The organism is Hydrogenophaga sp. (assembly GCF_031426985.1).
In the GTDB taxonomy this organism is placed as follows: domain Bacteria; phylum Pseudomonadota; class Gammaproteobacteria; order Burkholderiales; family Burkholderiaceae_C; genus Hydrogenophaga.
Window position 1 is genome coordinate 24,932 of the sequence record NZ_JASJOY010000025.1, and the last position, 23,239, is coordinate 48,170.

Below are 23,239 nucleotides of genomic sequence, written 5' to 3' on the forward strand. Positions count from 1 at the left end.
ACGGCCCCGTGAACAGCACAACGCCCCACCGGATACGTCACCGATGGGGCGTTGTGCATGAAAAATCAGCGGTCAGAGTCGCGAATCAGACGCGCTTGAACACCAGCGTGCCGTTGGTGCCACCAAAACCGAAGTTGTTTTTCACGGCCACATCGATCTTCATGTCACGCGCCGTGTTGGCACAGTAGTCCAGGTCGCACTCCGGGTCCTGGTTGAAGATGTTGATGGTCGGCGGGCTCTTCTGGTTGTGCAGGGCCAACACGGTGAACACGCTCTCAATGCCACCGGCGCCACCCAGCAGGTGTCCGGTCATGGACTTGGTGGAGTTCACCACCGTTTTCTTGGCGTGATCGCCCAGCGCCGCCTTGATGGCGTTGGTCTCGTTCACGTCGCCCAGCGGTGTGGAGGTTCCGTGGGCGTTCAGGTAGTCGACCTGGTCGGCGTTGATGCCGGCGTTGCGCAGCGCATTCACCATGGCGCGGCGCGGGCCGTCCATGCTGGGCGCGGTCATGTGGCCGGCGTCGGCACTCATGCCATAGCCCACCACCTCGGCGTAAATCTTGGCACCACGCGCCTTGGCGTGTTCGTACTCTTCCACCACCATCACGCCGGCGCCCTCGCCCAGCACAAATCCGTCGCGGTCCTTGTCCCAGGGTCGGGAGGCGGTGGTCGGATCGTCGTTGCGGGTAGACAGCGCGCGCATGGCGGCAAAGCCGCCCACGCCCAGCGGGGAGACGGTGCCTTCGGAACCGCCGGCCACGATCACGTCGGCGTCGCCGTACTCGATCTTGCGCGCGGCTTCGCCGATGCAATGCAGGCCGGTGGTGCAGGCCGTGACCACAGCCAGGTTCGGCCCTTTGAAGCCGAACCGCATGGACACATGGCCCGAAATCATGTTGATGATCGAGGCGGGCACGAAGAACGGCGAGATGCGACGCGGACCGCGGCTCGCGTATTCGCCGTGGGTATTTTCGATCAGCGGCAGGCCACCGATGCCCGACCCGATGATGCAGCCGATGCGCGTCGCTTCTTCTTCACCCAAGGCCTCGCCCGTGGGCAAGCCGGAGTCGACCACAGCCTGATGGGCCGCGGCAATACCGTAATGGATGAAACTGTCCATGGTCCGCGCCTCTTTGGCGCTGATGTAGGACTCCAGATCAAACCCTTTGACCTCACCCGCGATCTTGCACGCGAAGTTCGACGCATCGAACTTGGTGATGAGGCCGATACCGGATTGACCAGCGAGGATGTTGGTCCAGGCCTCAGTCACCGTGTTGCCCACGGGACTGATGCAGCCCAGACCGGTCACGACGACACGGCGGCGGCTCATGGATCGATCAGGCCTTCTGGTGGCTCATCGCGTAATCGATGGCGTTTTGGACCGTGGTGATCTTCTCGGCGTCTTCGTCGGGGATCTCGATACCGAATTCGTCTTCGAGGGCCATGACCAGTTCCACGGTGTCGAGCGAGTCGGCGCCCAGATCGGCCACGAAAGCCTTCTCGTGAGTGACCTGACCTTCTTCCACGCCGAGTTGTTCGGCAATGATTTTCTTCACGCGTGCTTCGATATCGCTCATAAGTCCCTCTGAGGGTGGTTGAAATACAGACCGCCATTTTAGCCGGGCCAGGGGAAGGTCCCTAGCGCCGACCCGCCGGGCGGTTTTATGCGGCGTGTTTCTAAAGTTCAGGCCATGAACATGCCGCCGTTGACGTGCAGCTCCTGCCCCGTCACGTACGCGGCCTGCGGGCAGGCCAAATAGGCCACCGCGTGGGCGATGTCGGCCGGCTTGCCCAGGTGCCCCAGCGGGATCTGGCCCAGCAAGGCCTTTTGTTGTTCTTCGGGCAGTGCCGCGGTCATGTCGGTTTCGATGAAACCAGGGGCCACGCAGTTGACCGTGATGTTGCGGCTGCCCAGCTCGCGGGCCAGCGCGCGCGTCATGCCGGCCACACCGGCCTTGGCGGCCGCATAGTTGGCCTGACCCGGATTGCCCGAAGCCCCCACCACGCTGGTGATGCTGATGATGCGGCCGTAGCGCTGCTTCATCATCGGCCGGATCACGGCGCGGCTCATGCGGAACACCGCCTTGAGGTTGGTGTCCAGCACCGCATCCCAGTCGTCATCCTTGAGGCGCATGGCCAGCATGTCGCGCGTGATGCCCGCGTTGTTGACCAGCACGTGCAGCGCACCATGGGCCTTGGTGATCTCGTCGATCAGGGCTTCGGCCGCAGCGGCGTCGTTGACGTCCAGCTTCGCGCCTCGGCAGCCTTCGGCCGCACCGGCCACACCCTGAAGGGCGGCACCGATCTTGGCGGCGCCATCGTCGCTGGTGGCGGTACCGATCACGATCAGGCCCTTGGCGGCGAGTTCGTGCGCGATGGCCGCGCCGATGCCGCGCGAGGCCCCCGTCACAAGGGCCACCTGGCCTGCAAATTTCACTTCAGACATTCCGAGTTCCTTCTTCCGCTGGGCTCAGGCCAGCAAGGTCTTCACTTCGGCCAGCGTGGCCGGATCGTACAAAGCCACCCCCGTCAACTCGGCATCGATGCGCTTGGTCATGCCGGCCAGCACTTTGCCCGGACCACATTCGACCAGCGTGGTGATGCCGCGCGCCCGGATGGCCTGCACGCACTCCACCCAGCGCACGGGACCGAAGGCTTGACGGTACAGCGCGTCGCGGATGCGTTCGGCATCGCTCTCGACGGCCACATCGATGTTGTTGATCACCGGGATCTGCGGCACCGCGAAGGCGGTGGCCGCCAGACGCTCGCGCAGCTTGTCGGCCGCGGGCTTCATCAGGCTGGAATGGAAGGGTGCAGACACCGGCAGCGGCAGCGCGCGCTTGGCGCCGTTGGCCTTGAGGACTTCACAGGCTTTCTCAACGGCGGCCTTGCTGCCGGCAATCACCGTCTGCGCGGCATCGTTGAAGTTCACCGCCTCCACCACCTCGCCGCTGCCGGCGGCAAACGCTGCCTGCGCTTCGGCGCAACCGGCCTTGACCCGCTCTGCGTCCATGCCCAGGATGGCGGCCATGGCGCCCGTGCCCACGGGCACGGCTTCCTGCATGGCGGCGGCGCGAAAGCGCACCAGCGGTGCGGCCTGCGCCAGCGTCAGCACACCTGACGCCACCAGGGCGCTGTACTCGCCCAGCGAATGACCGGCCACAGCCGCCGGCAGCGCGCCACCTTCGGCCCGCCAGACGCGCCAGGCGGCCACGGCGGCCACCAGCATCACCGGCTGGGTGTTGGTGGTCAGGGCCAGCGCCTCTTTGGGGCCTTCTTTGATCAGCAGGCCCAGGTCTTCGCCCAGCGCATCAGAGGCTTCTTTCAAAGTCTCGGCCACCACGGGGTGCTCACCCCAGGCGTCGAGCATGCCCACCGATTGCGAACCCTGACCCGGGAAAACGAATGCAAAAACGCTCATGGCGATGAATCCAGGAGTTGGAATGAACAGGCGGTCAGAAATCGACCAGCACCGCGCCCCAGGTGAAACCGCCGCCCACGCCTTCAAGCAGCAGGGTGTCGCCCTTTTTCACCTGACCCGCGCGCACCGCATGGTCCAGCGCCAGCGGAATGGACGCGGCCGATGTGTTGCCGTGCTGGTCCACCGTGACCACCACCTTGTCCATGGGCAATTTGAGCTTGCGCGCCGTGCCCGCCATGATGCGGATGTTGGCCTGGTGCGGAATCAACCAGTCGATATCGGCTGCGGTTTTTCCCGCCTTGTCCAGCGCGGCACGCGCGGTGTCTTCCAGCACCCCCACGGCGAGCTTGAACACGGCCTGACCATCCATTTTGAGCAGCGGGTCGCCCATGATCTGCCCGCCCGAGACGTGGCCGGGCACGCACAGAATGTCGGTGTGCTTGCCGTCGGCATGGATGTCGGTGGACAGGATGCCCGGCGTGTCAGACGCCTCCAGTACCACGGCACCAGCGCCATCACCGAACAGCACACAGGTCGTGCGGTCATTGAAGTCCAGCAGGCGCGAGAACACTTCGGCACCGATCACCAGCGCCTTGCTGGCCGTACCCGTGCGGATCATGGCTTCGGCCACGGTCAGCGCGTAGATGAAACCGCTGCACACCGCCTGCACGTCGAACACCGGACAGCCGGCGATGCCCAGCTTGTTTTGCACGATGGCCGCGGTGGACGGGAACACCATGTCCGGCGTGGACGTGGCGACGATGATCAGATCGATGTCAGCACCCAACACACCCGCAGCCGCCAGGGCGTTGCGCGCGGCTTCGGCGGCCAGGTCGCTGGCGAACACACCGTCGCCGACGAAGTGCCGGGCACGGATGCCGGTGCGCTCCACGATCCAGTCGTCGCTGGTTTCCACGCCCCGCGCCGCCAGCTTGGCCACCATGTCGGCATTGGTCAGGCGCTGGGGTGGCAGGCAACTGCCGGTGCCGGAAATACGGGCAAAGCGTGTCATGCGGGTCGGGTCGGTTGGATCAGATGGTGGGGATGCTTTTGAGTTCGCTGGGCACCGCGTCGGGCGAGATCAGCACCGCCGCATGGGCGATGCGCTCCTTGACGCTTTCCAGCAAGCGATTGTGGGCGGCATCATAAGCCCGTGCCAACGCCTGCTCGAAGGCAAACGCATCGGCCGAGCCGTGGCTCTTGAACACCAGGCCGCGCAGCCCCAGCAAGGCGGCCCCGTTGTAACGGCGGTAGTCGGCACGACTTTTAAAGGCTTTTAAAACCGGATAAGCGCAAATGGCAGCCAACTTCGTCAACCAGTTGCGTGAAAACTCTTGCTTGATGAAGCCCGCCAGCATGGTGGCGACGCCCTCACTGGCTTTCAAGGCCGCATTGCCGACAAACCCGTCACAGACCACGATGTCGGTCGTGCCCTTGAAGATGTCGTTGCCTTCGACGTTGCCAAAAAAATTGATGTCGCCATGGCTGGCGGCGTTGCGCAACAGGATGCCGGTTTTTTTGATGACATCGCTGCCTTTGATGACCTCTTCACCCACGTTCAGCAAACCGACGGTCGGCTCGCTGCGACCGGTGATGGCCACCACCAGCGCCGACCCCATGACAGCGAACTGCAACAGGTGCTCGGGCGAACAATCCACGTTGGCCCCGAGGTCCAACACCGTGGTACCGCCGCCTCTGGCATTGGGCAGCTGCGAAGCGATGGCCGGGCGGTCAATGCCGTCCAGCGTCTTGAGCACATAGCGGGCAATCGCCATCAGCGCGCCGGTGTTGCCAGCGGACACGGCGGCCTGGGCCACCCCGTCCTTGACCTGCTGGATCGCCACGCGCATCGAAGAGTCCTTCTTCCTGCGCAGCGCCACCTCCACCGGATCGTCCATGGCGACCACTTCGGACGCAGGCACCACGCGGCAACGCACGTTGTTGAGCAGCTGCGGCCAGTCTTTGAAGGTATCGGGCAACCCCACCAGCAACAACTGGGCTTGCGGATGGCTGGCCAGGAAGGCCGAGCAGGCAGGCAAAGTGGCCGCCGGGCCGACATCGCCTCCCATGCAATCCACGGCGATGGTGATCATGAGGACGTTCCAGAACGGGCGCCCGGGGCGCCATCAGAATGAAAAAAGCCCGCATGCGGCATGCGGGCCCGGGCCTTGACGGCGCTGTTCAGCCCGAACGCGTGGCCGCGATCAGGCGGAAAGCCCACCGCCGATTCAGGCTTCAGACTTGTTCTTGAGCACCTGGCGGCCACGGTAGAAGCCGTTGGGGCTGATGTGGTGGCGCAGGTGGGTTTCGCCGGTGGTCGGCTCGACGGCGATGCCGGGCACGGTCAGGGCGTTGTGCGAACGGTGCATGCCGCGCTTGGAGGGGGACTTTTTGTTTTGCTGGACGGCCATGTTGGGCTCCTGAAATCGGTAGGGTCTGGGGGTGCGCCTGATCCAGGTTATCGAACCATGCGTCGGCCATGTCCTGGAACATTTTGCCGATGCGCGATTCGGATGCCAGCGCAAAGCCAAGCATTATAGCTCGATCCGCCAACACCGTCCAGACGGACCACGACCGATCACTTTTTCAGCTTTGCCAGCTCCGCAAACGGGTTCTTGCGCGGCGGCTCGCCAGCGTCGGCCACGCCATCGACGGCGCCAACCGCCATCACCACCGGCTGCGGGCAGGTCTCGTGCATAGGCACCAGCGGCAGCTCCATCAGCAACTCGTCTTCAATGAGTTCGCGCAAATTGGGGCGCGGCTCCAGCGCCAGCACATCCTCTTCACTGTCCTCGTCCTCGGCGGCGGCCGTGGCCTCGTCGTTCACAAAGCGGAACCAGCGGTCCACCACCAGCGCCACAGGCACGGGCGCCAGGCAACGCTGGCAGGCCAGCGGCAACTGCGCCTGCGCCTGCAGGTGCAACCACACAGACGGCTCTGCACCGCGGGCGCCCGGACGCAGCTCGCCCTGCGCGATCCAGGACACCATCCAACCGGCCTGATCGGCGCCAGGCGACACCTCGGCCCGCAAACGATCGAACTGGGTCAAGGGCTCGTCCATCGCCAGTTGAGCGCCGGCTTGCGCGAAAGCGCGCATGTCCAGGCGCGCGGGGTTCCAGGGGGTTTTGGGGGCGGCTTTCATGCGGGCAGTGTAAGAGAAGCACCACCATTGCAAGGACAATAGCGCCCATGTCCGACGCCACCATTCCTCAGGCCCCCACCCCCTCGCGCGCCCTGATCCTGGGCTCCACTTCGCGCTACCGCCAAGAGCTGCTCAGCCGACTGGGCATTCCCTTCAACACCGACAGCCCCAACGTGGACGAAACCCCGCAAGCGGGCGAACGCCCCGCCGATCTGGCGCGGCGGCTGGCGCTGGCCAAAGCACGCGAGGTGGCGCAGCGCCATCCGCAGGCGGTGGTCATTGGCAGCGACCAGGTCGCCGACCTGCACGGCGAACCACTGGGAAAACCCGGCACGCACGAACGTGCAGTGGCCCAATTGCGGCGCATGCGGGGGCAGACGGTGGTGTTCCAGACCGCCGTGGCCGTGGTCTGTCAGGCCAGTGGTTACGAGCAGGTCGACCTGGCCCCCGTGGCCGTAGTGTTCCGGAATCTGGGCGACGCGGAAATCGAGCATTACCTGCGCACCGAACAGCCTTACGACTGTGCCGGCAGCGCCAAGAGCGAGGGCCTGGGCATTGCCCTGCTTGAACGCATCGACAACGACGACCCGACCGCCCTGGTCGGACTGCCGCTGATCCGCACCTGCCGCATGATCCGCGCCGCTGGCGTGCCCGTGCTGTGAGCGCCCCCCGCCTTGGCACCCTGTATCTGGTGCCCACACCGCTGGACTTTGGCTGCGCGCCCCACGCAGGTGAGCCCCCCGCCCCACTGACGCAATGGCTGCCGCAGGAAACCCTGCACACCGCCGCGCGGCTGACACACTGGATCACGGAAAACGCCAAGAGCACCCGCGCCTTTCTCAAACGGGTGGAACAGCTGCACCCCCTGGCCGCGCCGATGCAAGCGCAGCGCGTGGCAGAACTGCCCAGGCAAGCCCACAAAAAAGGCGACCATCAAACCGCGGGCGACGGGGACCGCGAAGCCCTGGCCTTACTGGCGCCAGCCCAAGATGGCCATGACATCGGGCTGGTGAGCGAAGCCGGCATGCCCGCCATCGCAGACCCGGGCAGCTCCATCGTCCGGGCGGCGCACACGCTGGGCATGGCGGTCCAGCCCCTCACGGGCCCGGTGTCGCTCATGCTGGCCCTGGCGGCGAGCGGCCTGAACGGGCAGAGCTTCGCCTTCGTGGGCTATGTGCCGCAAGACCCGACCGAACGGACGCGCCGCCTGCGAGAACTGGAAGCGCTGGCCCTCAAGACCGGCCAGACCCAGATCGTCATCGAAACGCCCTACCGCAACGCCGCGCTGCTGCAGGCCCTGCTGCAAAACCTGCACCCCCACACCCGCCTGGCGGCCTGCTGCGGCATGACCCTGCCGCAACAGGTCACCCGCAGCGCCGTGATCAGCGACTGGAAGCGGCGGCCACTGGCCCAGGGCCTTCCCCTGGATCTGCCCACCGTCTTCCTACTGGGGCGCTGAAGCCGCTCAGCCCAGCGCCTTCACCATGTGCGCACGCACCGCATCGCGCAGGCTCGGGTCGGCCAGCGCCAGATCGATGGTGGCCTCCAGATACCCCTCCTTGCTGCCGCAGTCGTAGCGCTTGCCGTCGTAACGGAAGGCATAGACCTTTTCGGTCCCGATCAGCGCGGCAATGCCGTCGGTGAGCTGGATCTCCCCACCCGCACCGCGCGGCTGGCGGCGGATGCTGTCGAACACACCCGGCGTCAGGATGTAACGCCCCGCCACCGCCAGGGTCGACGGCGCGGCATCCGGCAACGGCTTCTCCACCATGCCAAACACCTCGGCCATCGTGTCGTTCACGCCATGCACGTCCACCACACCGTAGCGGCGGGTTTCGGCGCGCGGCACATCCTGCACCGCCAACACCATGCCCGGTCGTTGCGCATAGGCCTGCACCATCTGCTGCAGCACCGTCGCACCGCCCTGGTGTTGCTCGCGGCCCAGCATCAGGTCGTCGGCCAGCAACACCGCAAAAGGTGAATCGCCCACCACCGACGCGGCACACAACACGGCATGCCCCAGCCCCAAGGGCCGGGGCTGGCGAATGAAAATGCAGTCCATGTCGTCGGGCTTGATGGCGTGCACCACCCGGAGCAAGTCGTTCTTGTTGCCACGCTCCAGCTCGTATTCCAGCTCGAAGGCCGCATCGAAGTGGTCGCCAATGGCCCGCTTGTGGCGCCCGGTGATGAAAATCATCTGACGGATGCCCGCTGCGTAGGCCTCTTCCACCGCGTACTGGATGAGCGGCTTATCGACCACCGGCAGCATTTCTTTGGGGATGGCCTTGGTGGCAGGCAAAAATCGGGTGCCCAGACCACCGACAGGGAACACCGCTTTCAAAACAGGTATCGACATTGCGTATCCTCCCAGGTTGACGTGATTTTTCACACACCCCAGTGACCGATTCCGGCACCATCTGAGGTGAAAACGCCCGGCCCATCGAGGCCAAACTGTCGCCCTCGGTACAATCCCTAGTCGCAGCTGCCAGGCACAAGGCGGCCGACAAGACCGGGACGCTCATGGGGGGCGTTTTTTTTTCGTCATCGTAAGTGACAGAACGCCAAGCAGTAACTCGTCCATGACCGTTGTCCCCTTTCCCGCCTCGGCACCGCAACACATTGCCATCGTGATGGACGGCAACCGGCGCTGGGCTGCGGAACGGAGCGTACCCAAGGCCCTCGGCCACGCCAGCGGCGCACGCCGCATCCGCCAGATCGTGCAGGCCTGCAGCGACCGCGGCATCCGGTACCTCACCCTCTTCGCCTTCAGCACCGAAAACTGGCAACGCCCGGTTGAAGAAGTCAGCAGCCTCATGGGCCTGTTCGTGCACTACCTGGAAAAGGAAGTGGACGACATGAATGCCAACGGCGTGCGCCTCAAGGTGGTGGGCGCGCGCAGCGGCTTTGACCCTCGACTGCAGCGTCTGATGCAGGCGGCGGAAGACAAGACCGCGGGCAATCAACGCATCACCCTGACCATTGCGGCCAACTACGGCGGCCGCTGGGACATGCTGCAGGCCATGCAGTCCTGGATGAAAAACCACCCTGGCGAAACCGCAACCGCCTTGAGCGACGAGGCCCTGCGCCCCTACCTCAGCATGGCCTACGCCCCAGACCCGGACCTGATGATCCGGACCGGCGGCGAATCGCGCATCAGCAATTTCCTGCTCTGGCAGATGGCCTACAGCGAGTTGTTCTTCACCGAAGCCTTGTGGCCCGACTTCACGCCCGCCCTGCTGGACGAAGCCATCGGCTGGTTCCAGCGCCGCGACCGCCGTTTCGGCGGCACCAGCAACCGACAGGTCATGCGCTGACCCCGAGCGGGCCAATGCCCTGCCGCCCCACGTCTCGAAGCCCGCTCTCGCCTCCCATTCCCTTTCTTTTTTTTCTCCATGCGAAGAATCCTGTTGCTCCTCGTGATGACGGCGTCCTGGCTCACCTCGCAGGCGCAGCCCGCCGTCGGCGCTGCCGCCGCCGCACCTTCGGGTGCACCCGCTGCGTCACTCATGGCACCCGTGGTGGCGGGGCCGGCGGTGGGCGCCACGGGATCGGGGGAAGCCGCGACCAGCCAGACCAACGCATCCGAGGCTTCAGCCCCGGCCGCAGACGACGGCACGCCCGACGCGCAACGTTCAGCGCAGCACAGCCGCGCACTCAGCCAGTTCCAGGTGTTCGTGCGCGAATCCACCGGTCAGCTGCTGCCCATGTTCGGCAGTGAACTGTTCTCTCGCACCGGCAGCTACTCCCCCGACGCTGCGCAGCCTGCGCCCGGTGATTACGTGCTCGGCCCGGGCGACGAAGTGCACCTGCAGGTGTGGGGCGCGGTGGAATTCACCGGCGTGTTCACCATCGACCGCAACGGCCAGATCGCCCTGCCCAAAGTGGGCACGGTCACGCTGGCCGGGGTGGCCATGCGCAACCTCGAAGGCGTGCTGCAAAACCAGCTGGGCCGCGTCTTCACCAACTTCAACCTCAACGCCAACCTGGGCCGCCTGCGCAGTATCCAGGTGTATGTGGTCGGTCAGGCACAACGGCCGGGCACATTGAAGATCTCGAGCCTGAGCACCCTGGTCAACGCCCTGTTTGCCAGTGGTGGCCCCACCGCCACGGGCTCCATGCGCAACGTCCAGCTCAAACGCGGCGGTCGTGTGGTCACCACGCTCGACCTGTACGAGTTCATCGCCAAAGGCGACAAATCGAAAGACGTGCCCCTGCAAGGCGGCGACGTGATCGTGATCCCGCCCGTGGGGGCGCGCGTCGCCGTCACGGGTGCGCTGGACAACGCCGCCATCTACGAACTCAAGCCCGGCGCCGACTCGCTGGGCGACGTGCTCGCGCTCAGCGGCGGCGTGCCGGCCCTGGCCAGCACCGCCAAAGCCTTGCTTGAACGCATTGCCCCCGATCAAACCCCGCCGCGCCGCGTGCAAGATATCACCCTCGACGCCTCTGGCCTGCGCCAGCCGCTGCGCGACGGCGACGTGCTCACCGTGCTGGGCATCAGCCCCGCTTTTGGCAACGCCGTCACGCTGCAAGGCACGGTGGCCGCGCCGCTGCGCTACAGCTGGTTCACCGGCATGAAGCTGCTGGACCTCATCCCCGAACGCGACGCCCTGATCACCGCCGACTACTACAAGCGCAAGAACCTGCTGGTGCAAAACGCCAACGTGGCACAAGACGCTGGTGGAAACATCGCCGGCCGCACCCGCGATCTGGCGGACCAGATCAACTGGGACTACGCCGTCATCGAACGCCTCAACCGCGACACCCTGGCCACAGAACTCATCCCGTTCAACCTGGGCAAGGCCGTGCTGCAGCGCGACCCCACCCAGAACCTGCCCCTGCAACCCGGCGACGTCGTCACCATCCTCAGCCACAACGATCTGCGCTTGCCCCAGAGCCGGCAGACAAGGCTGGTTCGCATCGAAGGCGAAGTGGCGGCCCCCGGCGTGTACCCGGCCTTGCCGGGCGAGACCCTGCCCCAACTGCTGCAACGCGTTGGCGGCCTCACGGCCAACGCCTACCTGTTTGGCACGGAATTCACGCGCGAATCCGTGCGCCGTCGCCAGCAAGACAACCTCGACGTGCTGATCCGCCGACTCGAAGCCCAGAGCCAGGCCCAGACCAGTTCCGTCGTCGCCAACCTGGGCAGCAACAATGCCGAACAGGCCCAGCTGCTGATGCAACAGCAGCGCACCCAGCTGCAATCGCAAATCGCACGCCTCAAGACCATGCGCAGCAACGGCCGCATGGCGCTGGAGCTAGACGCCAAAGGGCGCGAGCTCAACAGCCTTCCTGCGGTCCCGCTGGAAGACGGCGACCGCGTGGTCGTGCCCGCCGCGCCGGGTTATGTGGCGGCCTTTGGATCGGTCAACAACGAAAACGTGTTCATCCACAAACCCGGCAAAACCGTGGGCGACGTGCTCGCGAATGCCGGCCTGACCGAAGACGCGGACCCCGACCACGCCTTCCTGCTGCGGGCCGACGGTACCATCGTTGCCCGACGTGATCGCGGCGGCTTCTTCGGCTCTGGCTTCGAATCGTTGGAAATGATGCCTGGCGACACGGTGGTGGTGCCCGCCCTGGTGGACCGCGAGAGCCGCTACAACTTCATCACCCGCGCGCTCAAAGACTGGACGCAGATCTTCAGCAACTTCGGCCTGGGTGTGGCCGCCATCAAGACCATCAAGTCCCTCTGATTTCAGAATCCGCCGCATGACCGAGCACACCAACGCCCCCGACGTGGGCGACGACGAAATCAGCCTGCTGGACCTGCTGCAAACCGTGGTGGAGAACCTGCGCCTGCTGGTGCTGGGTCCGCTGGCGGTGGGCGTGCTGGCCCTGGGCATCAGCTTCGCCATCAAGCCCACCTTCACCGCCACCACCAAGTTTCTGCCGCCGCAGCAGCAGCAAAGCGCCGCCGCCGCCATGCTGCAAAGCCTTGGTGCGCTGGGTGGCCTGGCCGGCGCTGCCACCGGGCTGAAGAATCCCAACGACCAGTTCGTGAGCTTTCTACAAAGCCGCACCTTGCAAGACACGCTGGTCGAGCGCTTCAAACTCATGGAGCGCTACGAATCCGAGTTCCAGGAAGACGCGCGCAAAACCTTGTCCGCCAGTGCCCGCATCAGTGCCAGCAAAGACGGCCTGATCACCGTGGACGTGGACGACCACGACCCGGCTTTCGCCGCCGAGCTGGCCAATGCCCATGTGCAGGAACTCACCCTGCTGCTCGGCCGCCTGGCCGTGACCGAAGCCCAGCAACGCCGCCTGTTTTTTGAAAAGCAACTCGCCGACGCCAAGACCAAACTCACCCAGGCCGAACAAGCGCTGCAGGCCAGCGGCGTGAACATCAGCGCGCTCAAAGCCAACCCCGAGGCAGCGGTGGCAGCCCTGGCCCAGCTGCAAGCCAGCATCACCGCGCAAGAAGTGAAGGTGGCCACCATGCGCGGCTACCTCACCGAAAGCGCCCCCGACTTCCGCCAGGCGCTGAATGAGCTCAACGCCCTGCGCACCCAGCTGCGCCGGGCCGAAGCCAGCCAGCCCCCCCCCCCCCGGGGCGACAGCGACTACGTGGCCAAGTACCGCGACTTCAAGTACCACGAAACCCTGTTCGAACTGTTCGCCAAGCAGTACGAACTGGCCCGAGTGGACGAAAGCCGCGAAGGCGCCGTCATCCAGGTGGTGGACGTGGCCCAGGCCCCCGAACGCAAGAGCAAACCAAAGAAAGCCATGATCGCCGTGCTGGCCACCCTGGCCAGTGGCTTTGCACTGTTGCTGTTCGTGTTTGTGCGCCAGGCCCTGCGCAACGCCGCGCAAGACGACGAAGCCGCCACCAAACTGCACAACCTGCGCGCTGCCTGGGCCCGTGCCCTCGGGCGCAAGGCCCCCGCTTCGGCCAACTGAACCCCGCGTCATGCCCAACTACCTGCTCATCAGCCTGGCTGTCTCTCTCGGCGTGGGGTTGCTGCTGATGCTCACCAAGCACTGGCACGGCCACTTCAGCATGGACCACACCCACGGCGTGCAGAAGTTCCACACCAAACCCACGCCGCGCATTGGTGGCGTGGCGGTGGCGGCCGGCCTGCTGACCACATGGGCGTTTGCACCCGACGACGTCAACGCCCTGCTCGCCCCCATGTTGCTGGCCAGCCTGCCCGCCTTTGTGGCCGGCCTGGCCGAAGACGTGACCAAACGCGTGGGCGTGGCGGCCCGCCTGCTGGCCACCATGCTCAGCGGCGTGGTGGCCTGGTCGCTCACAGGCATCGCGCTCAACCGCATGGACATCCCCGTGCTGGACGACATCGTGGCCTGGACGCCTGTGGCCGTGGCCTTCACCGCGTTTGCGGTCGCTGGGGTGGCCAATGCGGTCAACATCGTCGATGGCTTCAACGGTCTGTCCAGCGGCACGGTGCTGATTCTGCTGGCCGCCCTGGGTGCCATTGCCCATGGCCAGGGCGACCTGCCCCTGGCCACGGCCTGCGCTGCGGTGGGCGTGGCGGTGGCCGGCTTCTGGCTGGTGAATTTTCCGCTGGGCAAGATCTTCCTGGGCGACGGTGGGGCCTACCTCAGTGGCTTCTGTCTGGGCTGGCTGGCGGTGCTGCTGCTCATGCGCCACCCGGGCGAATCCACCTGGCTGCTGCTGCTGGCCTGCGCCTACCCCGTGACCGAAGTGCTCTACAGCGTGTGGCGCCGCCGCCGCGCCCGCCTGCCATCGGGGGCGCCCGACAACCTGCACCTGCACAGCCTCGTCAAGACCCAGGTGGTGTCGCGCCGGGTGCCCCACTGGCCCCCCCGCCTACGCAATGCGGCCGTCTCGCCACTGATGTGGGTGTTTGCCGCTGTGCCCGCCGGCCTGGCCGTGGCGTTGCAGGACGCCCCCGTCTGGGCCGTGCTGATGGCGCTGGCGGGCTGCGTGCTGTGGTACCACCTCAGCTATCAGCACCTGGCCCGGCAACAACAGGTCCCGCCGTTGCCCGACAGCGGTCCCGTGCCGCTTGACGAACCCGAGGCCGTACCGGCCGGCACACGCCCATCCAGTCAGTTCTGACCGACACGGCCGCCACCCGTTGGCGCCAGCACCATGAAGTCCACGCCCATCTTTCCCGTCATCCTCTGCGGAGGCTCCGGCACCCGCCTGTGGCCGCTCAGCCGCAAAAGCCACCCCAAGCAGTTTGTGCCACTGATCGGCAACAAAAGCCTGCTGCGCCTGACGGCCGAGCGCCTGGCCTTTGCCCGCTCGCCCTTGCTGTGCGTGGCGGCCGAAGACCACCGTTTTCTGGTGGCCGACGACCTGAAGGCCGCCGGCCTGGGCGGCGACCTGCTGCTGGAACCCGCCGGCCGCAACACCGCCGCCGCCATGGCGCTGGCCGCCATCCACGCCCACACGCACGCTGGCACCGAAGGCACTGACCCGCTGCTGCTGTTCTGCCCGGCCGACCATCACATCCCCGACGCAGAAGCCTTTGCCGCCATGGTTCAGCAGGGCGAGCCCGCGGCGCAGGCCGGCGCCATCGTCACCTTTGGCGTGGTGCCGAGCTTCCCCAGCACGGCCTACGGCTACATCCAGCAAGGCGATGCCCGGCCCGACGGCAGCCGCTCCGTGGCGCGTTTCATCGAAAAACCCCAGGCCGACGCGGCCCAGGCCCTGCTGCTGCAGGGCAACGTGCTGTGGAACGCGGGCATCTTCCTGTCTCGTGCCAGCGCGTTGCTGGCAGCGCTGCAGCAGCATGCGCCCGATATCCTGGCCAGTTGTCAGGCGGCCATGGCCGGTGCGACCACCGAGACGCCACCGGCGGGCCGCGAGCAGCCGGGCGTCCACTTCGTGCGCCCCCAGAAAGCAGCCTTCCTGGCCTGCCGCTCGCAGAGCATTGACTACGCCGTGATGGAACACCACCCCGACGTGGCCGTCGTGCCCTTTGTGGGCCAATGGAGCGACGTGGGCAGCTGGAACGCCGTGGCCGACCTGACCCCAGCCGACCCCCATGGCAACCGCATCGACGGCCAAGGCCATGCCCTGCAGGCACGCAACACCTACATCCACGCGCCCAGCCGTACCGTGGTGGCCCTGGGCACGCAAAACCTGCTCATCATCGACACCCCCGACGCCCTGCTGGTGGCCCAGCGCGACCATGCCGAACAGGTGAAAGACGTGGTGGCGCACCTGGAAAATGCCCACCTGCCGCAAGCCACCCTGCACCGCCGCGTGGCCCGCCCCTGGGGCTGGTACGACAGCATCGACATGGGCGAGCGCTTCCAGGTCAAGCGCATCGGCGTCAAACCCGGCGCCAGCCTGAGCCTGCAAAAGCATCACCACCGTGCCGAGCACTGGATCGTTGTGCAAGGCACGGCAGAGGTGACGAATGGCAGCAAAGTGTTTTTGCTGTCAGAGAACCAGAGCACTTACATCCCCATTGGCGAGGTGCACCGGCTGCACAACCCCGGCAAGCTGGAATTGGAAATGATCGAAGTGCAGTCCGGCAGCTACCTGGGCGAAGACGACATCGTGCGGCTGGAAGACACGTACGGCCGCGCGCCCCAATGACTCACAAGCAAACATGACAGAACACTCGAAAATTTACGTAGCCGGCCACAGAGGCATGGTGGGCTCAGCCATCGTGCGACGCCTGCTGGCACATGGCCACCCGGCAGAACGCATCGTCACCCGTACCCACACCGAGCTTGACCTGACCGACCAAGCCGCCGTCCGAGCCTTCTTCAAAGCCGAACGCCCAGACCAGGTCTACCTGGCCGCCGCCAAGGTAGGCGGTATCCACGCCAACAACACCTACCCGGCCGACTTCATCTACCAGAACCTGATGATCCAGGCCAACGTGATTGAGGCGGCGTTTTGCAACGGCGTGCAAAAGCTGCTGTTTCTGGGCAGCAGCTGTATCTACCCCAAGCTGGCGCCCCAGCCCATGGCCGAAGACGCTCTGCTCACCGGCGCGCTCGAACCCACCAACGAGCCATATGCCATCGCCAAGATCGCTGGCATCAAACTCTGCGAAAGCTACAACCGCCAGTTTGGCGACAGCCATGGTGTGGACTACCGCAGCGTCATGCCCACCAACCTGTATGGCCCGGGCGACAACTACCACCCGGGAAACAGCCACGTCATCCCGGCACTGATCCGCCGCTTTCATGAAGCCAAGGTCAGTGACGCACCCGAGGTTGCCATCTGGGGCAGCGGCACCCCCATGCGCGAATTCCTCTACGTCGACGACATGGCCGCCGCCAGCGTGCACGTCATGAACCTGCCCAAGGCCACCTACGACCAGCACACCCAGCCCATGCTCAACCACATCAACGTGGGCTATGGGTCCGACATCTCCATTGCCGACTTGGCCCGCGCAGTGGGCGCCACCGTGGGCTACACCGGGCAAATCACCTTCGACCCCACCAAGCCCGACGGCACGCCACGCAAGCTGATGGACAGCCAGCGCCTGCACAGCCTGGGGTGGCAAGCCAAGGTGGGCCTCACCTCTGGCTTGGCCCTGGCCTACCAAGACTTCCTGCAACACCGGGCCTGAGCGCCTGCGTATCCGTTCGCCCTGAACCTGTCGAATGGCTCAAACAAAATATCGCACGACCCATGACCCAAGCCACAAGCACAACACCCAAAGTCGCCCTCATCACCGGCGTGACCGGCCAGGACGGCTCGTACCTCGCCGAGTTCTTGCTGGAAAAAGGCTACATCGTTCACGGCATCAAGCGCCGCAGCAGCCAATTCAACACCCAGCGCGTGGACCACATCTACCAGGACCCGCACATCGACAACGCACGCTTTCACCTGCACTACGGCGACCTGAGCGACACCAGCAACCTGATCCGCATCGTGCAGGAAACGCAGCCCGACGAGATCTACAACCTGGGCGCGCAAAGCCACGTGGCCGTGAGCTTTGAAAGCCCCGAATACACCGCCGACGTCGACGCCCTGGGCACCCTGCGCCTGCTCGAAGCCATCCGCATCCTCGGCCTGGAGAAGAAGACGCGCTTCTACCAGGCCAGCACCTCCGAGCTGTACGGCCTGGTGCAGGAGATCCCGCAGAAGGAAACCACCCCCTTCTACCCGCGCAGCCCCTACGCCGTGGCCAAGATGTACGCCTACTGGATCGTGGTGAACTACCGCGAGGCCTACGGCATGTACGCCTGCAACGGCATCCTGTTCAACCACGAAAGCCCGCGCCGCGGCGAAACCTTCGTCACCCGCAAGATCACCCGCGGCCTGGCCAACATCGCCCAGGGCCTGGAAGACTGCCTGTACATGGGCAACATGGATTCCCTGCGCGACTGGGGCCACGCCAAAGACTACGTGCGCATGCAGTGGATGATGCTGCAGCAGCAACAGGCCGAAGACTTCGTCATCGCCACCGGCGTGCAGTACAGCGTGCGCCAGTTCATCGGCATGGCCGCGCAAGAACTGGGCGTTACCCTGCGCTTTGAAGGCGAAGGCGTGAACGAACAGGCCATCGTTGCCGCCATCGAGGGCGACAAGGCCCCCGGCCTCAAGGTGGGCGACGCGGTCGTGAAGGTGGACCCGCGCTACTTCCGACCCACCGAAGTGGAAACCCTGCTGGGCGACCCGTCCAAAGCCAAGGCCAAGCTCGGCTGGGGTCCACAGATCACACTGAAGGAAATGATCACAGAAATGGTTATGGCGGACTCAATCGAAGCCCGCCGGCATGCGCTATTGCGCTCTCACGGCATGGCGACCAGCATCAGCTCGGAAGCACGCAGCTGATCCGAAGTAACCAGCAATCAGGTTCGATAGATGTCAGGGCTCAGAAAAATCCTCCAGAACTCCAGCTGGATGGCAGCCGAGCAGGTTGTGAGGATGATTGCGGGCCTTTTCATCGGTATCTGGATCGCTCGCCACTTAGGCCCCAGCGACTACGGGGCTCTCAGCCTCGCACTGGCGCTGTCTTCACTGATCGGTATCTTTGCGACGCTTGGCCTCACCAGAACCGTCGTCAGGGAGTTAACGCTACACGCCAGCGATGAGGCTTTTGCAAGGCGCATGGTGGCGACCACACTCGCTTGGCGCCTGTTGTTTTCCTTGCTTTGCTACGTGGTGACGGTGGCGATATGCCTTGCCTTTGACCAGGGACGTCCTCTGCTCGTCAGCATTGTCGCCGCCACCATTGCATTCAGTTCATTTGACGTTCTGGACCTCTACTTCCAGTCCAAGACAGCCTCCCGCTACAGCGTCGTGGCGCGCAGCATCAGTTTTTTTGCATTTCTGTGCATCAAAGTCGTACTGCTTCTGAACAACGCGGACGTGGTGCTCTTTGCTGTGGTCACCTCACTCGAGGCCATGGGCAGCGCGCTGGCATTGTGGATCGCCAGTCGTTCATTTGGCATCAAAGCGCGACCACAGGACGTTGACATGCGCTACGGCTGGACACTGATTGCACACAGCTGGCCAGAATTGTTCGCGGGGTTTGCCTGCCTTGTCTTCATGCGCATTGATCAGATCATGCTGGGTAACATGCTCGGAGACACTGCCGTCGGTCAGTACTCGGTGGCATCGAGACTGGCTGAATCCTGGTACTTCATTCCCAGTGCATTGGTCGCGTCGTCGTTCCCGGCCATCGTCCGCCAGCGCACCCAAGACAAGGCGCTCTACCTCAAGCGCATCCACCAACTGATGGTGGCTTTGGTAGCGGTGTCGTACGTGGTCGCCGCACTGGTCATGCTCCTCGCGCCGTGGGTGATCAACACACTATTTGGCTCGGCATACCAAGACTCCGCCTCTATCTTGGTGATTCTCGTCTGGAGCGGCCTGTTCGTCTCGCTGGGTACGGCATCTGGCTCCTGGATCATGGCCGAATCAAAACCCATGCTGAACCTCACCCGCAATGTCATGGGTGCTGTGGCAAACATTGCATTCAACCTCTACCTGATCCCGCGCCATGGTCCCGTTGGAGCCGCAGTCGGAACCCTCCTGTCGCTCAGCTTGGCATATCTATTGAGCGACTTCATGAACCCGCAGACTCGCCACATCGGCGTGCTCAAACTAAAAGCACTTCTTCTGATCTGGAAGTAGGCAGACCATCCGTGAACCTAAACACCCTATACAAAACCGCAAGCTACCTGCTGAGCGCACGCCCATTCCCGCTGGAAAAGCCCATCGTGCTCCAGTTCCCTGTCATCGACATCTGCAACTCTCAATGCCAGATGTGCCGCATCTGGGAAAACAAAAAGTCGGATGACCTTACCCCTGAGCAACTCCGGTTGGGACTGCGCAACCCATTGTTCAGTGAAGTCTCCGGTGTTGGCCTCAACGGTGGCGAGCCCACCCTGCGCAAGGACCTGGGTGAACTGACGGCTGTACTGTTCGAAGAACTGCCCAAGCTGCATTCCATATCCCTGATCACCAATGCCTACAAATACGATGAAGTGATCGCCCGGATCACAGACGTCGGCGAGGTGGTCAAAAAACACGGCGGCATGCTCGACGTGATGATCTCGCTCGATGGCTTCGGTGAAGTGCACGACAAGGTACGCGGAAAACCCGGCAACTTTGAGCGGGCCCAGCATGTCATCGAGTTCGCCCAGGCGTCCCCCTTGGTGCACAACGTGCGCATTGGCTGCACCATCATCAAAGAAAACGTCTATGGCCTGAGCGACCTTTTCGAGTTCTGCCAATCCAAAGGGCTGTACATCAAGTACAGGCTGGGCATCCCACACCAACGGCTGTACACGCAGAACCTACTCGACCCGTATGCATTGGATGCCACCGAGAAATACCACATCGCCGAGTTTCTCGAAGGCCTGATCGCCCACTACGAAACCAGCGAGCACCAAAAATTCTTCTATCGCTCGCTGATCGACCAGATCGTTCACCACGCCCCACGCAAGGCTGGTTGCGACTGGAAGCACCGCGGCGCCACCATCACGTCCAAGGGTGAGTTGCTCTACTGCGCCGTGCAAAGCAAGGTACTCGGGAACATCACCGAACACAACAGCGAACAACGGTACTTCGGGAACGAAGACCATCTCAAAGACATCATCCGGAACCACTGCGACAGCTGCAACCACGACTACGTCGGCATCCCGCCACGCGGCCAACACGTCAAACAGTTCGCCATGCAAGTGGCCAACAAATTGCACGCACAAAACCTTCTCAAAGGTGCCTATCGCCGCATTCTGAGAAGTGATCGCCGCCGCAGTCAGCAGTTTGCCGCCAACATCGACCGACTCCGCACACTGGGCAACACCGCCATACCCTGGCCCGCGGGCGGCAACGGCATGCGCGTGCTGATTTGCGGCTGGTACGGGACAGAAACCCTGGGCGACAAGGGCATCCTCGGTGGGGTGCTGCAGGCCTTGCGGGACCACCTCGGGACAGTCGACGTCGTGCTCGTGTCTCTATTCCCCTACGTCAGTGAAATGACCCGGCGCCAGATGGACGAACTGAAAGGCGTCCACGTCGTGACCCGCGAACAAGGCGTGCAACTGGCAGCCCAAGCGGATCTGGCGGTATTCGGCGGTGGCCCTCTGATGGCGATTGATGAAACCGCCGATATGCTGGCCATCTTCGAGGCGGCCAAAAATGCCGGCCGCAAAACCTTGGTGGCCGGATGCGGCGTAGGCCCACTCGGAGCGGCGTGGCACGACGCAGCCATCGGGCAAATTCTCCAACGCGCCGACGCACGCATCTACCGCGACGAAAAGTCACGCAGCATCGCTGCCAAGCTGGGAGTAGATGTCCATGCGGACCTGGTGGCAGAAGACCCCGCCTTCACATGGTTGGCAACGCAGCGTGAGGCACTGAACCAAACGAAGCCTGACGACGCGGGCAAAGTCCTGCTGCTTGGGCTGCGCGACTTCCCCTACGTGACCTATGCGCGCCACCTGAGCGAAGAGGCCTGCCTCGAAGCCAAGCAGCGCTACGAAAAGGCCGTGCTGGATGCGCTGAGTCTGCTCGTTGAGCAGTACCCAGACTTGGTCATACGCCCCCTGCCCATGTGCACCAACCATTTTGGTGACGACGACCGCTGGTACTACCGGCGCCTTTTCCGGGGAAATGACAAGCTCGCCAGCCACCTCGACCTGTCCCTGCTGGGGGCGGAGCTCGCCCCCATGGACTACTGCCACGCCTTCAAGCAGGCAACCGTTTCGCTCACCATGCGCTTTCACTCCGTGGTGTTTGCGCTAGGACTTGAAGTGCCCACCGTAGCCATCGACTACACACTCGGCCAAGGCAAAGTCCATGCACTGGCCGAACGCTTCGGCGTGCCCTACTGCAGCTTGAGCGAGCTCGACGCCGCCTTCATCGTGCGGGAAGTTTCCGCGCTGCTTGACATACCTCGCCCCCAGGCACCCGGGTTTGCTCCTTCATTCACCAAAGCCATGCAAGCCGTGCTACCGGCTCTCGGCTTTGCTGTGCGTGACACCGAATCTGCCCCATGAAGCCGCTGCGCATCCTGCACGTCTGCACAAGTGACAAAGTCGGAGGCGCCGCACGCGCCGCCCATCGACTGCACATCGCCCAACGTGAGGCGGGCATGGACAGTCACATGCTCGTTCTGCACCGCACCGAGCCGTCGCCCCATGTCCATGCGCCCCTCAGCAAGCTAGCACAACTGGCACAGCGGCTGAAGCTCGCGCTCTCCGTCCGAACACTTGAACGCCAGCAGACCCCGTCCAACCCGGTTCTGCATTCCATGAACCGCTTCAACAGCGGTCTGGGCCGCTGGATCAACCGAAGCGACTTCGACATCGTCAACCTGCACTGGCTGGGCGCAGAAATGCTCTCAATCAACGAGATTGGTCGCATCCGACAGCCCGTGGTCTGGACCATGCACGACATGTGGCCGTTCTGCGGTGCAGAGCACTACGACGACCTGGACTACCCGGGGCGCTACCTGAACGGCTACACCGCAGCCTCCCGCCCGTCCAGCTACCAGGGAGCGGACATCGACGCCCGCGTCTGGCGCCACAAAAAGAAAGCCTGGGCAGGCAAACGCTTCCACCTCGTCAGCCCCAGCCAATGGCTGGCCGGTTGCGCGCGCCAGAGTGCACTGATGGGCCAACAACCCTGCCACGTCATTCCCAACTGCGTGGACACCCGCGTTTTCAAACCGCTTGATCGCAGACTGGCTCGGCAGATCCTGAACCTGGACCCCGACAAGCGCTACATCCTCTTTGGTGCCATGGCCAGCACGAGCGACCGCCGCAAGGGTTTTCATCTACTTCAGCCCGCCCTGAAACAACTGGCTGCACGCAACGGCATCGGTCACAACACAGAGCTGCTCATATTCGGTGCCAGCGAGCCAGAACAGCCCATAGACCTGGGACTGCCAGCCCACTACATGGGCCACCTGCACGACGACATCAGCTTGGCTCTCCTCTACGCAGCCGCAGACGTATTTGCTGCCCCGTCCATGCAAGACAACCTGCCCAATACCCTGGTGGAAGCCATGGCCTGTGGCACGCCGTGTGTCGCCTTTGCACTGGGCGGCATGACCGATCTGATCGCACCGCAAAACACGGGCGCCTTGGCACGACCATTCGAGGTTGAAGACTTCTGTGACGCGCTGGCGAGCATGCTTCAACACCCCCCAGCGCGTGAAACGATTCGTCGGACAGCCACTGAGCGGTATTCGCCAACTCAAGCAGCACAGAGATATGAACAGGTGTATGCACTGGCGACAAGTGCGTCTACCTGATCCTCC

General features: G+C 64.2%; 21 protein-coding genes. 12 read left to right on the forward strand and 9 right to left on the reverse strand.

The genetic code is table 11. The features are described 5' to 3' along the window. Window positions 1–85: 85 nt before the first annotated feature. The 8 genes from fabF to RMP09_RS03595 form a co-directional block, all read right to left on the reverse strand. Window positions 86–1,330, reverse strand: a complete 1,245-nt coding sequence (fabF, locus tag RMP09_RS03560; RefSeq protein WP_310564629.1) for a beta-ketoacyl-ACP synthase II — start codon at window positions 1,328–1,330, stop codon at window positions 86–88. Between the two features lie 7 nt (window positions 1,331–1,337). Then, on the reverse strand, window positions 1,338–1,577 hold the full coding sequence (gene acpP / locus RMP09_RS03565) for an acyl carrier protein (protein WP_310564630.1): 240 nt from the start codon (window positions 1,575–1,577) through the stop codon (window positions 1,338–1,340). 107 nt (window positions 1,578–1,684) lie between these two features. Next, a complete protein-coding gene (fabG, locus tag RMP09_RS03570) occupies window positions 1,685–2,446 on the reverse strand; it encodes a 3-oxoacyl-ACP reductase FabG (RefSeq protein WP_310564631.1) in 762 nt (253 codons plus the stop codon). A gap of 24 nt (window positions 2,447–2,470) precedes the next feature. Beyond that, a complete protein-coding gene (gene fabD / locus RMP09_RS03575; protein ID WP_310564632.1) occupies window positions 2,471–3,421 on the reverse strand; it encodes an ACP S-malonyltransferase in 951 nt (316 codons plus the stop codon). Window positions 3,422–3,455: 34 nt separating this feature from the next. Continuing rightward, complete coding sequence (locus tag RMP09_RS03580) at window positions 3,456–4,433, reverse strand: beta-ketoacyl-ACP synthase III (protein ID WP_310564633.1); 978 nt, start codon at window positions 4,431–4,433, stop codon at window positions 3,456–3,458. 19 nt (window positions 4,434–4,452) lie between these two features. Then, on the reverse strand, window positions 4,453–5,514 hold the full coding sequence (gene plsX / locus RMP09_RS03585; protein ID WP_310564634.1) for a phosphate acyltransferase PlsX: 1,062 nt from the start codon (window positions 5,512–5,514) through the stop codon (window positions 4,453–4,455). A gap of 135 nt (window positions 5,515–5,649) precedes the next feature. After that, window positions 5,650–5,832 carry a 50S ribosomal protein L32 gene (gene rpmF, locus RMP09_RS03590; protein WP_011794326.1) on the reverse strand — a complete coding sequence of 61 codons (183 nt, stop codon included), beginning with the start codon at window positions 5,830–5,832 and terminating at the stop codon, window positions 5,650–5,652. Window positions 5,833–5,999: 167 nt separating this feature from the next. Then, entirely contained in the window at window positions 6,000–6,563 is a 564-nt protein-coding gene (locus RMP09_RS03595; RefSeq protein ID WP_310564635.1) for a DUF177 domain-containing protein, read from the reverse strand. Window positions 6,564–6,610: 47 nt separating this feature from the next. Here RMP09_RS03595 and RMP09_RS03600 point away from each other — a divergent pair, with 47 nt between their 5' ends. After that, a complete protein-coding gene (locus RMP09_RS03600; protein ID WP_310564636.1) occupies window positions 6,611–7,225 on the forward strand; it encodes a Maf family nucleotide pyrophosphatase in 615 nt (204 codons plus the stop codon). Window positions 7,226–7,254: 29 nt separating this feature from the next. Continuing rightward, complete coding sequence (locus RMP09_RS03605; RefSeq protein ID WP_310564637.1) at window positions 7,255–8,022, forward strand: SAM-dependent methyltransferase; 768 nt, start codon at window positions 7,255–7,257, stop codon at window positions 8,020–8,022. A 6-nt stretch (window positions 8,023–8,028) separates the two neighbouring features. On the opposite strand, the gene galU is transcribed toward RMP09_RS03605, so the two are convergent. Beyond that, on the reverse strand, window positions 8,029–8,919 hold the full coding sequence (galU, locus tag RMP09_RS03610) for a UTP--glucose-1-phosphate uridylyltransferase GalU (protein ID WP_310564638.1): 891 nt from the start codon (window positions 8,917–8,919) through the stop codon (window positions 8,029–8,031). 223 nt (window positions 8,920–9,142) lie between these two features. Here galU and uppS point away from each other — a divergent pair, with 223 nt between their 5' ends. The 10 genes from uppS (at window position 9,143) to RMP09_RS03660 (ending at window position 23,233) form a co-directional block, all read left to right on the forward strand. Next, complete coding sequence (gene uppS, locus RMP09_RS03615) at window positions 9,143–9,877, forward strand: polyprenyl diphosphate synthase (protein ID WP_310564639.1); 735 nt, start codon at window positions 9,143–9,145, stop codon at window positions 9,875–9,877. Window positions 9,878–9,979: 102 nt separating this feature from the next. After that, on the forward strand, window positions 9,980–12,259 hold the full coding sequence (locus RMP09_RS03620; RefSeq protein ID WP_310564685.1) for an SLBB domain-containing protein: 2,280 nt from the start codon (window positions 9,980–9,982) through the stop codon (window positions 12,257–12,259). 16 nt (window positions 12,260–12,275) lie between these two features. Further along, the gene (locus tag RMP09_RS03625) at window positions 12,276–13,463 is read left to right on the forward strand and encodes a Wzz/FepE/Etk N-terminal domain-containing protein (protein ID WP_310564640.1); all 1,188 of its coding nucleotides are present in this window, start codon (window positions 12,276–12,278) and stop codon (window positions 13,461–13,463) included. 10 nt (window positions 13,464–13,473) lie between these two features. Next, window positions 13,474–14,607: a glycosyltransferase gene (locus RMP09_RS03630; protein WP_310564641.1), complete on the forward strand. Its 1,134-nt coding sequence runs from the start codon at window positions 13,474–13,476 to the stop codon at window positions 14,605–14,607. Window positions 14,608–14,640: 33 nt separating this feature from the next. Next, window positions 14,641–16,101: a mannose-1-phosphate guanylyltransferase/mannose-6-phosphate isomerase gene (locus RMP09_RS03635; RefSeq protein WP_310564642.1), complete on the forward strand. Its 1,461-nt coding sequence runs from the start codon at window positions 14,641–14,643 to the stop codon at window positions 16,099–16,101. Window positions 16,102–16,114: 13 nt separating this feature from the next. Continuing rightward, window positions 16,115–17,089, forward strand: a complete 975-nt coding sequence (locus RMP09_RS03640) for a GDP-L-fucose synthase (protein ID WP_310564643.1) — start codon at window positions 16,115–16,117, stop codon at window positions 17,087–17,089. Between the two features lie 62 nt (window positions 17,090–17,151). Next, complete coding sequence (gmd, locus tag RMP09_RS03645) at window positions 17,152–18,300, forward strand: GDP-mannose 4,6-dehydratase (protein WP_310564644.1); 1,149 nt, start codon at window positions 17,152–17,154, stop codon at window positions 18,298–18,300. Between the two features lie 30 nt (window positions 18,301–18,330). Further along, a complete protein-coding gene (locus RMP09_RS03650; RefSeq protein ID WP_310564645.1) occupies window positions 18,331–19,605 on the forward strand; it encodes a flippase in 1,275 nt (424 codons plus the stop codon). An 11-nt stretch (window positions 19,606–19,616) separates the two neighbouring features. Beyond that, window positions 19,617–21,974 (forward strand): polysaccharide pyruvyl transferase family protein, encoded by a 2,358-nt coding sequence (locus RMP09_RS03655; RefSeq protein ID WP_310564646.1) that lies wholly within the window; start codon window positions 19,617–19,619, stop codon window positions 21,972–21,974. Next, window positions 21,971–23,233 (forward strand): glycosyltransferase, encoded by a 1,263-nt coding sequence (locus RMP09_RS03660; protein WP_310564647.1) that lies wholly within the window; start codon window positions 21,971–21,973, stop codon window positions 23,231–23,233. The genes RMP09_RS03655 and RMP09_RS03660 overlap by 4 nt, the downstream gene beginning before the upstream one ends. The last annotated feature ends 6 nt before the right edge of the window (window positions 23,234–23,239 follow it).

Bases quoted from the DNA above. Each gene is read 5' to 3' on its own strand.
- fabF (WP_310564629.1), bottom strand. From the start codon at position 1,330: ATGAGCCGCCGCCGTGTCGTCGTGACCGGTCTGGGCTGCATCAGTCCC.
- acpP (WP_310564630.1), bottom strand. From the start codon at position 1,577: ATGAGCGATATCGAAGCACGCGTGAAGAAAATCATTGCCGAACAACTC.
- fabG (WP_310564631.1), bottom strand. From the start codon at position 2,446: ATGTCTGAAGTGAAATTTGCAGGCCAGGTGGCCCTTGTGACGGGGGCC.
- fabD (WP_310564632.1), bottom strand. From the start codon at position 3,421: ATGAGCGTTTTTGCATTCGTTTTCCCGGGTCAGGGTTCGCAATCGGTG.
- RMP09_RS03580 (WP_310564633.1), bottom strand. From the start codon at position 4,433: ATGACACGCTTTGCCCGTATTTCCGGCACCGGCAGTTGCCTGCCACCC.
- plsX (WP_310564634.1), bottom strand. From the start codon at position 5,514: ATGATCACCATCGCCGTGGATTGCATGGGAGGCGATGTCGGCCCGGCG.
- rpmF (WP_011794326.1), bottom strand. From the start codon at position 5,832: ATGGCCGTCCAGCAAAACAAAAAGTCCCCCTCCAAGCGCGGCATGCAC.
- RMP09_RS03595 (WP_310564635.1), bottom strand. From the start codon at position 6,563: ATGAAAGCCGCCCCCAAAACCCCCTGGAACCCCGCGCGCCTGGACATG.
- RMP09_RS03600 (WP_310564636.1), top strand. From the start codon at position 6,611: ATGTCCGACGCCACCATTCCTCAGGCCCCCACCCCCTCGCGCGCCCTG.
- galU (WP_310564638.1), bottom strand. From the start codon at position 8,919: ATGTCGATACCTGTTTTGAAAGCGGTGTTCCCTGTCGGTGGTCTGGGC.
- uppS (WP_310564639.1), top strand. From the start codon at position 9,143: ATGACCGTTGTCCCCTTTCCCGCCTCGGCACCGCAACACATTGCCATC.
- RMP09_RS03625 (WP_310564640.1), top strand. From the start codon at position 12,276: ATGACCGAGCACACCAACGCCCCCGACGTGGGCGACGACGAAATCAGC.
- RMP09_RS03630 (WP_310564641.1), top strand. From the start codon at position 13,474: ATGCCCAACTACCTGCTCATCAGCCTGGCTGTCTCTCTCGGCGTGGGG.
- RMP09_RS03635 (WP_310564642.1), top strand. From the start codon at position 14,641: ATGAAGTCCACGCCCATCTTTCCCGTCATCCTCTGCGGAGGCTCCGGC.
- RMP09_RS03640 (WP_310564643.1), top strand. From the start codon at position 16,115: ATGACAGAACACTCGAAAATTTACGTAGCCGGCCACAGAGGCATGGTG.
- gmd (WP_310564644.1), top strand. From the start codon at position 17,152: ATGACCCAAGCCACAAGCACAACACCCAAAGTCGCCCTCATCACCGGC.
- RMP09_RS03650 (WP_310564645.1), top strand. From the start codon at position 18,331: ATGTCAGGGCTCAGAAAAATCCTCCAGAACTCCAGCTGGATGGCAGCC.
- RMP09_RS03660 (WP_310564647.1), top strand. From the start codon at position 21,971: ATGAAGCCGCTGCGCATCCTGCACGTCTGCACAAGTGACAAAGTCGGA.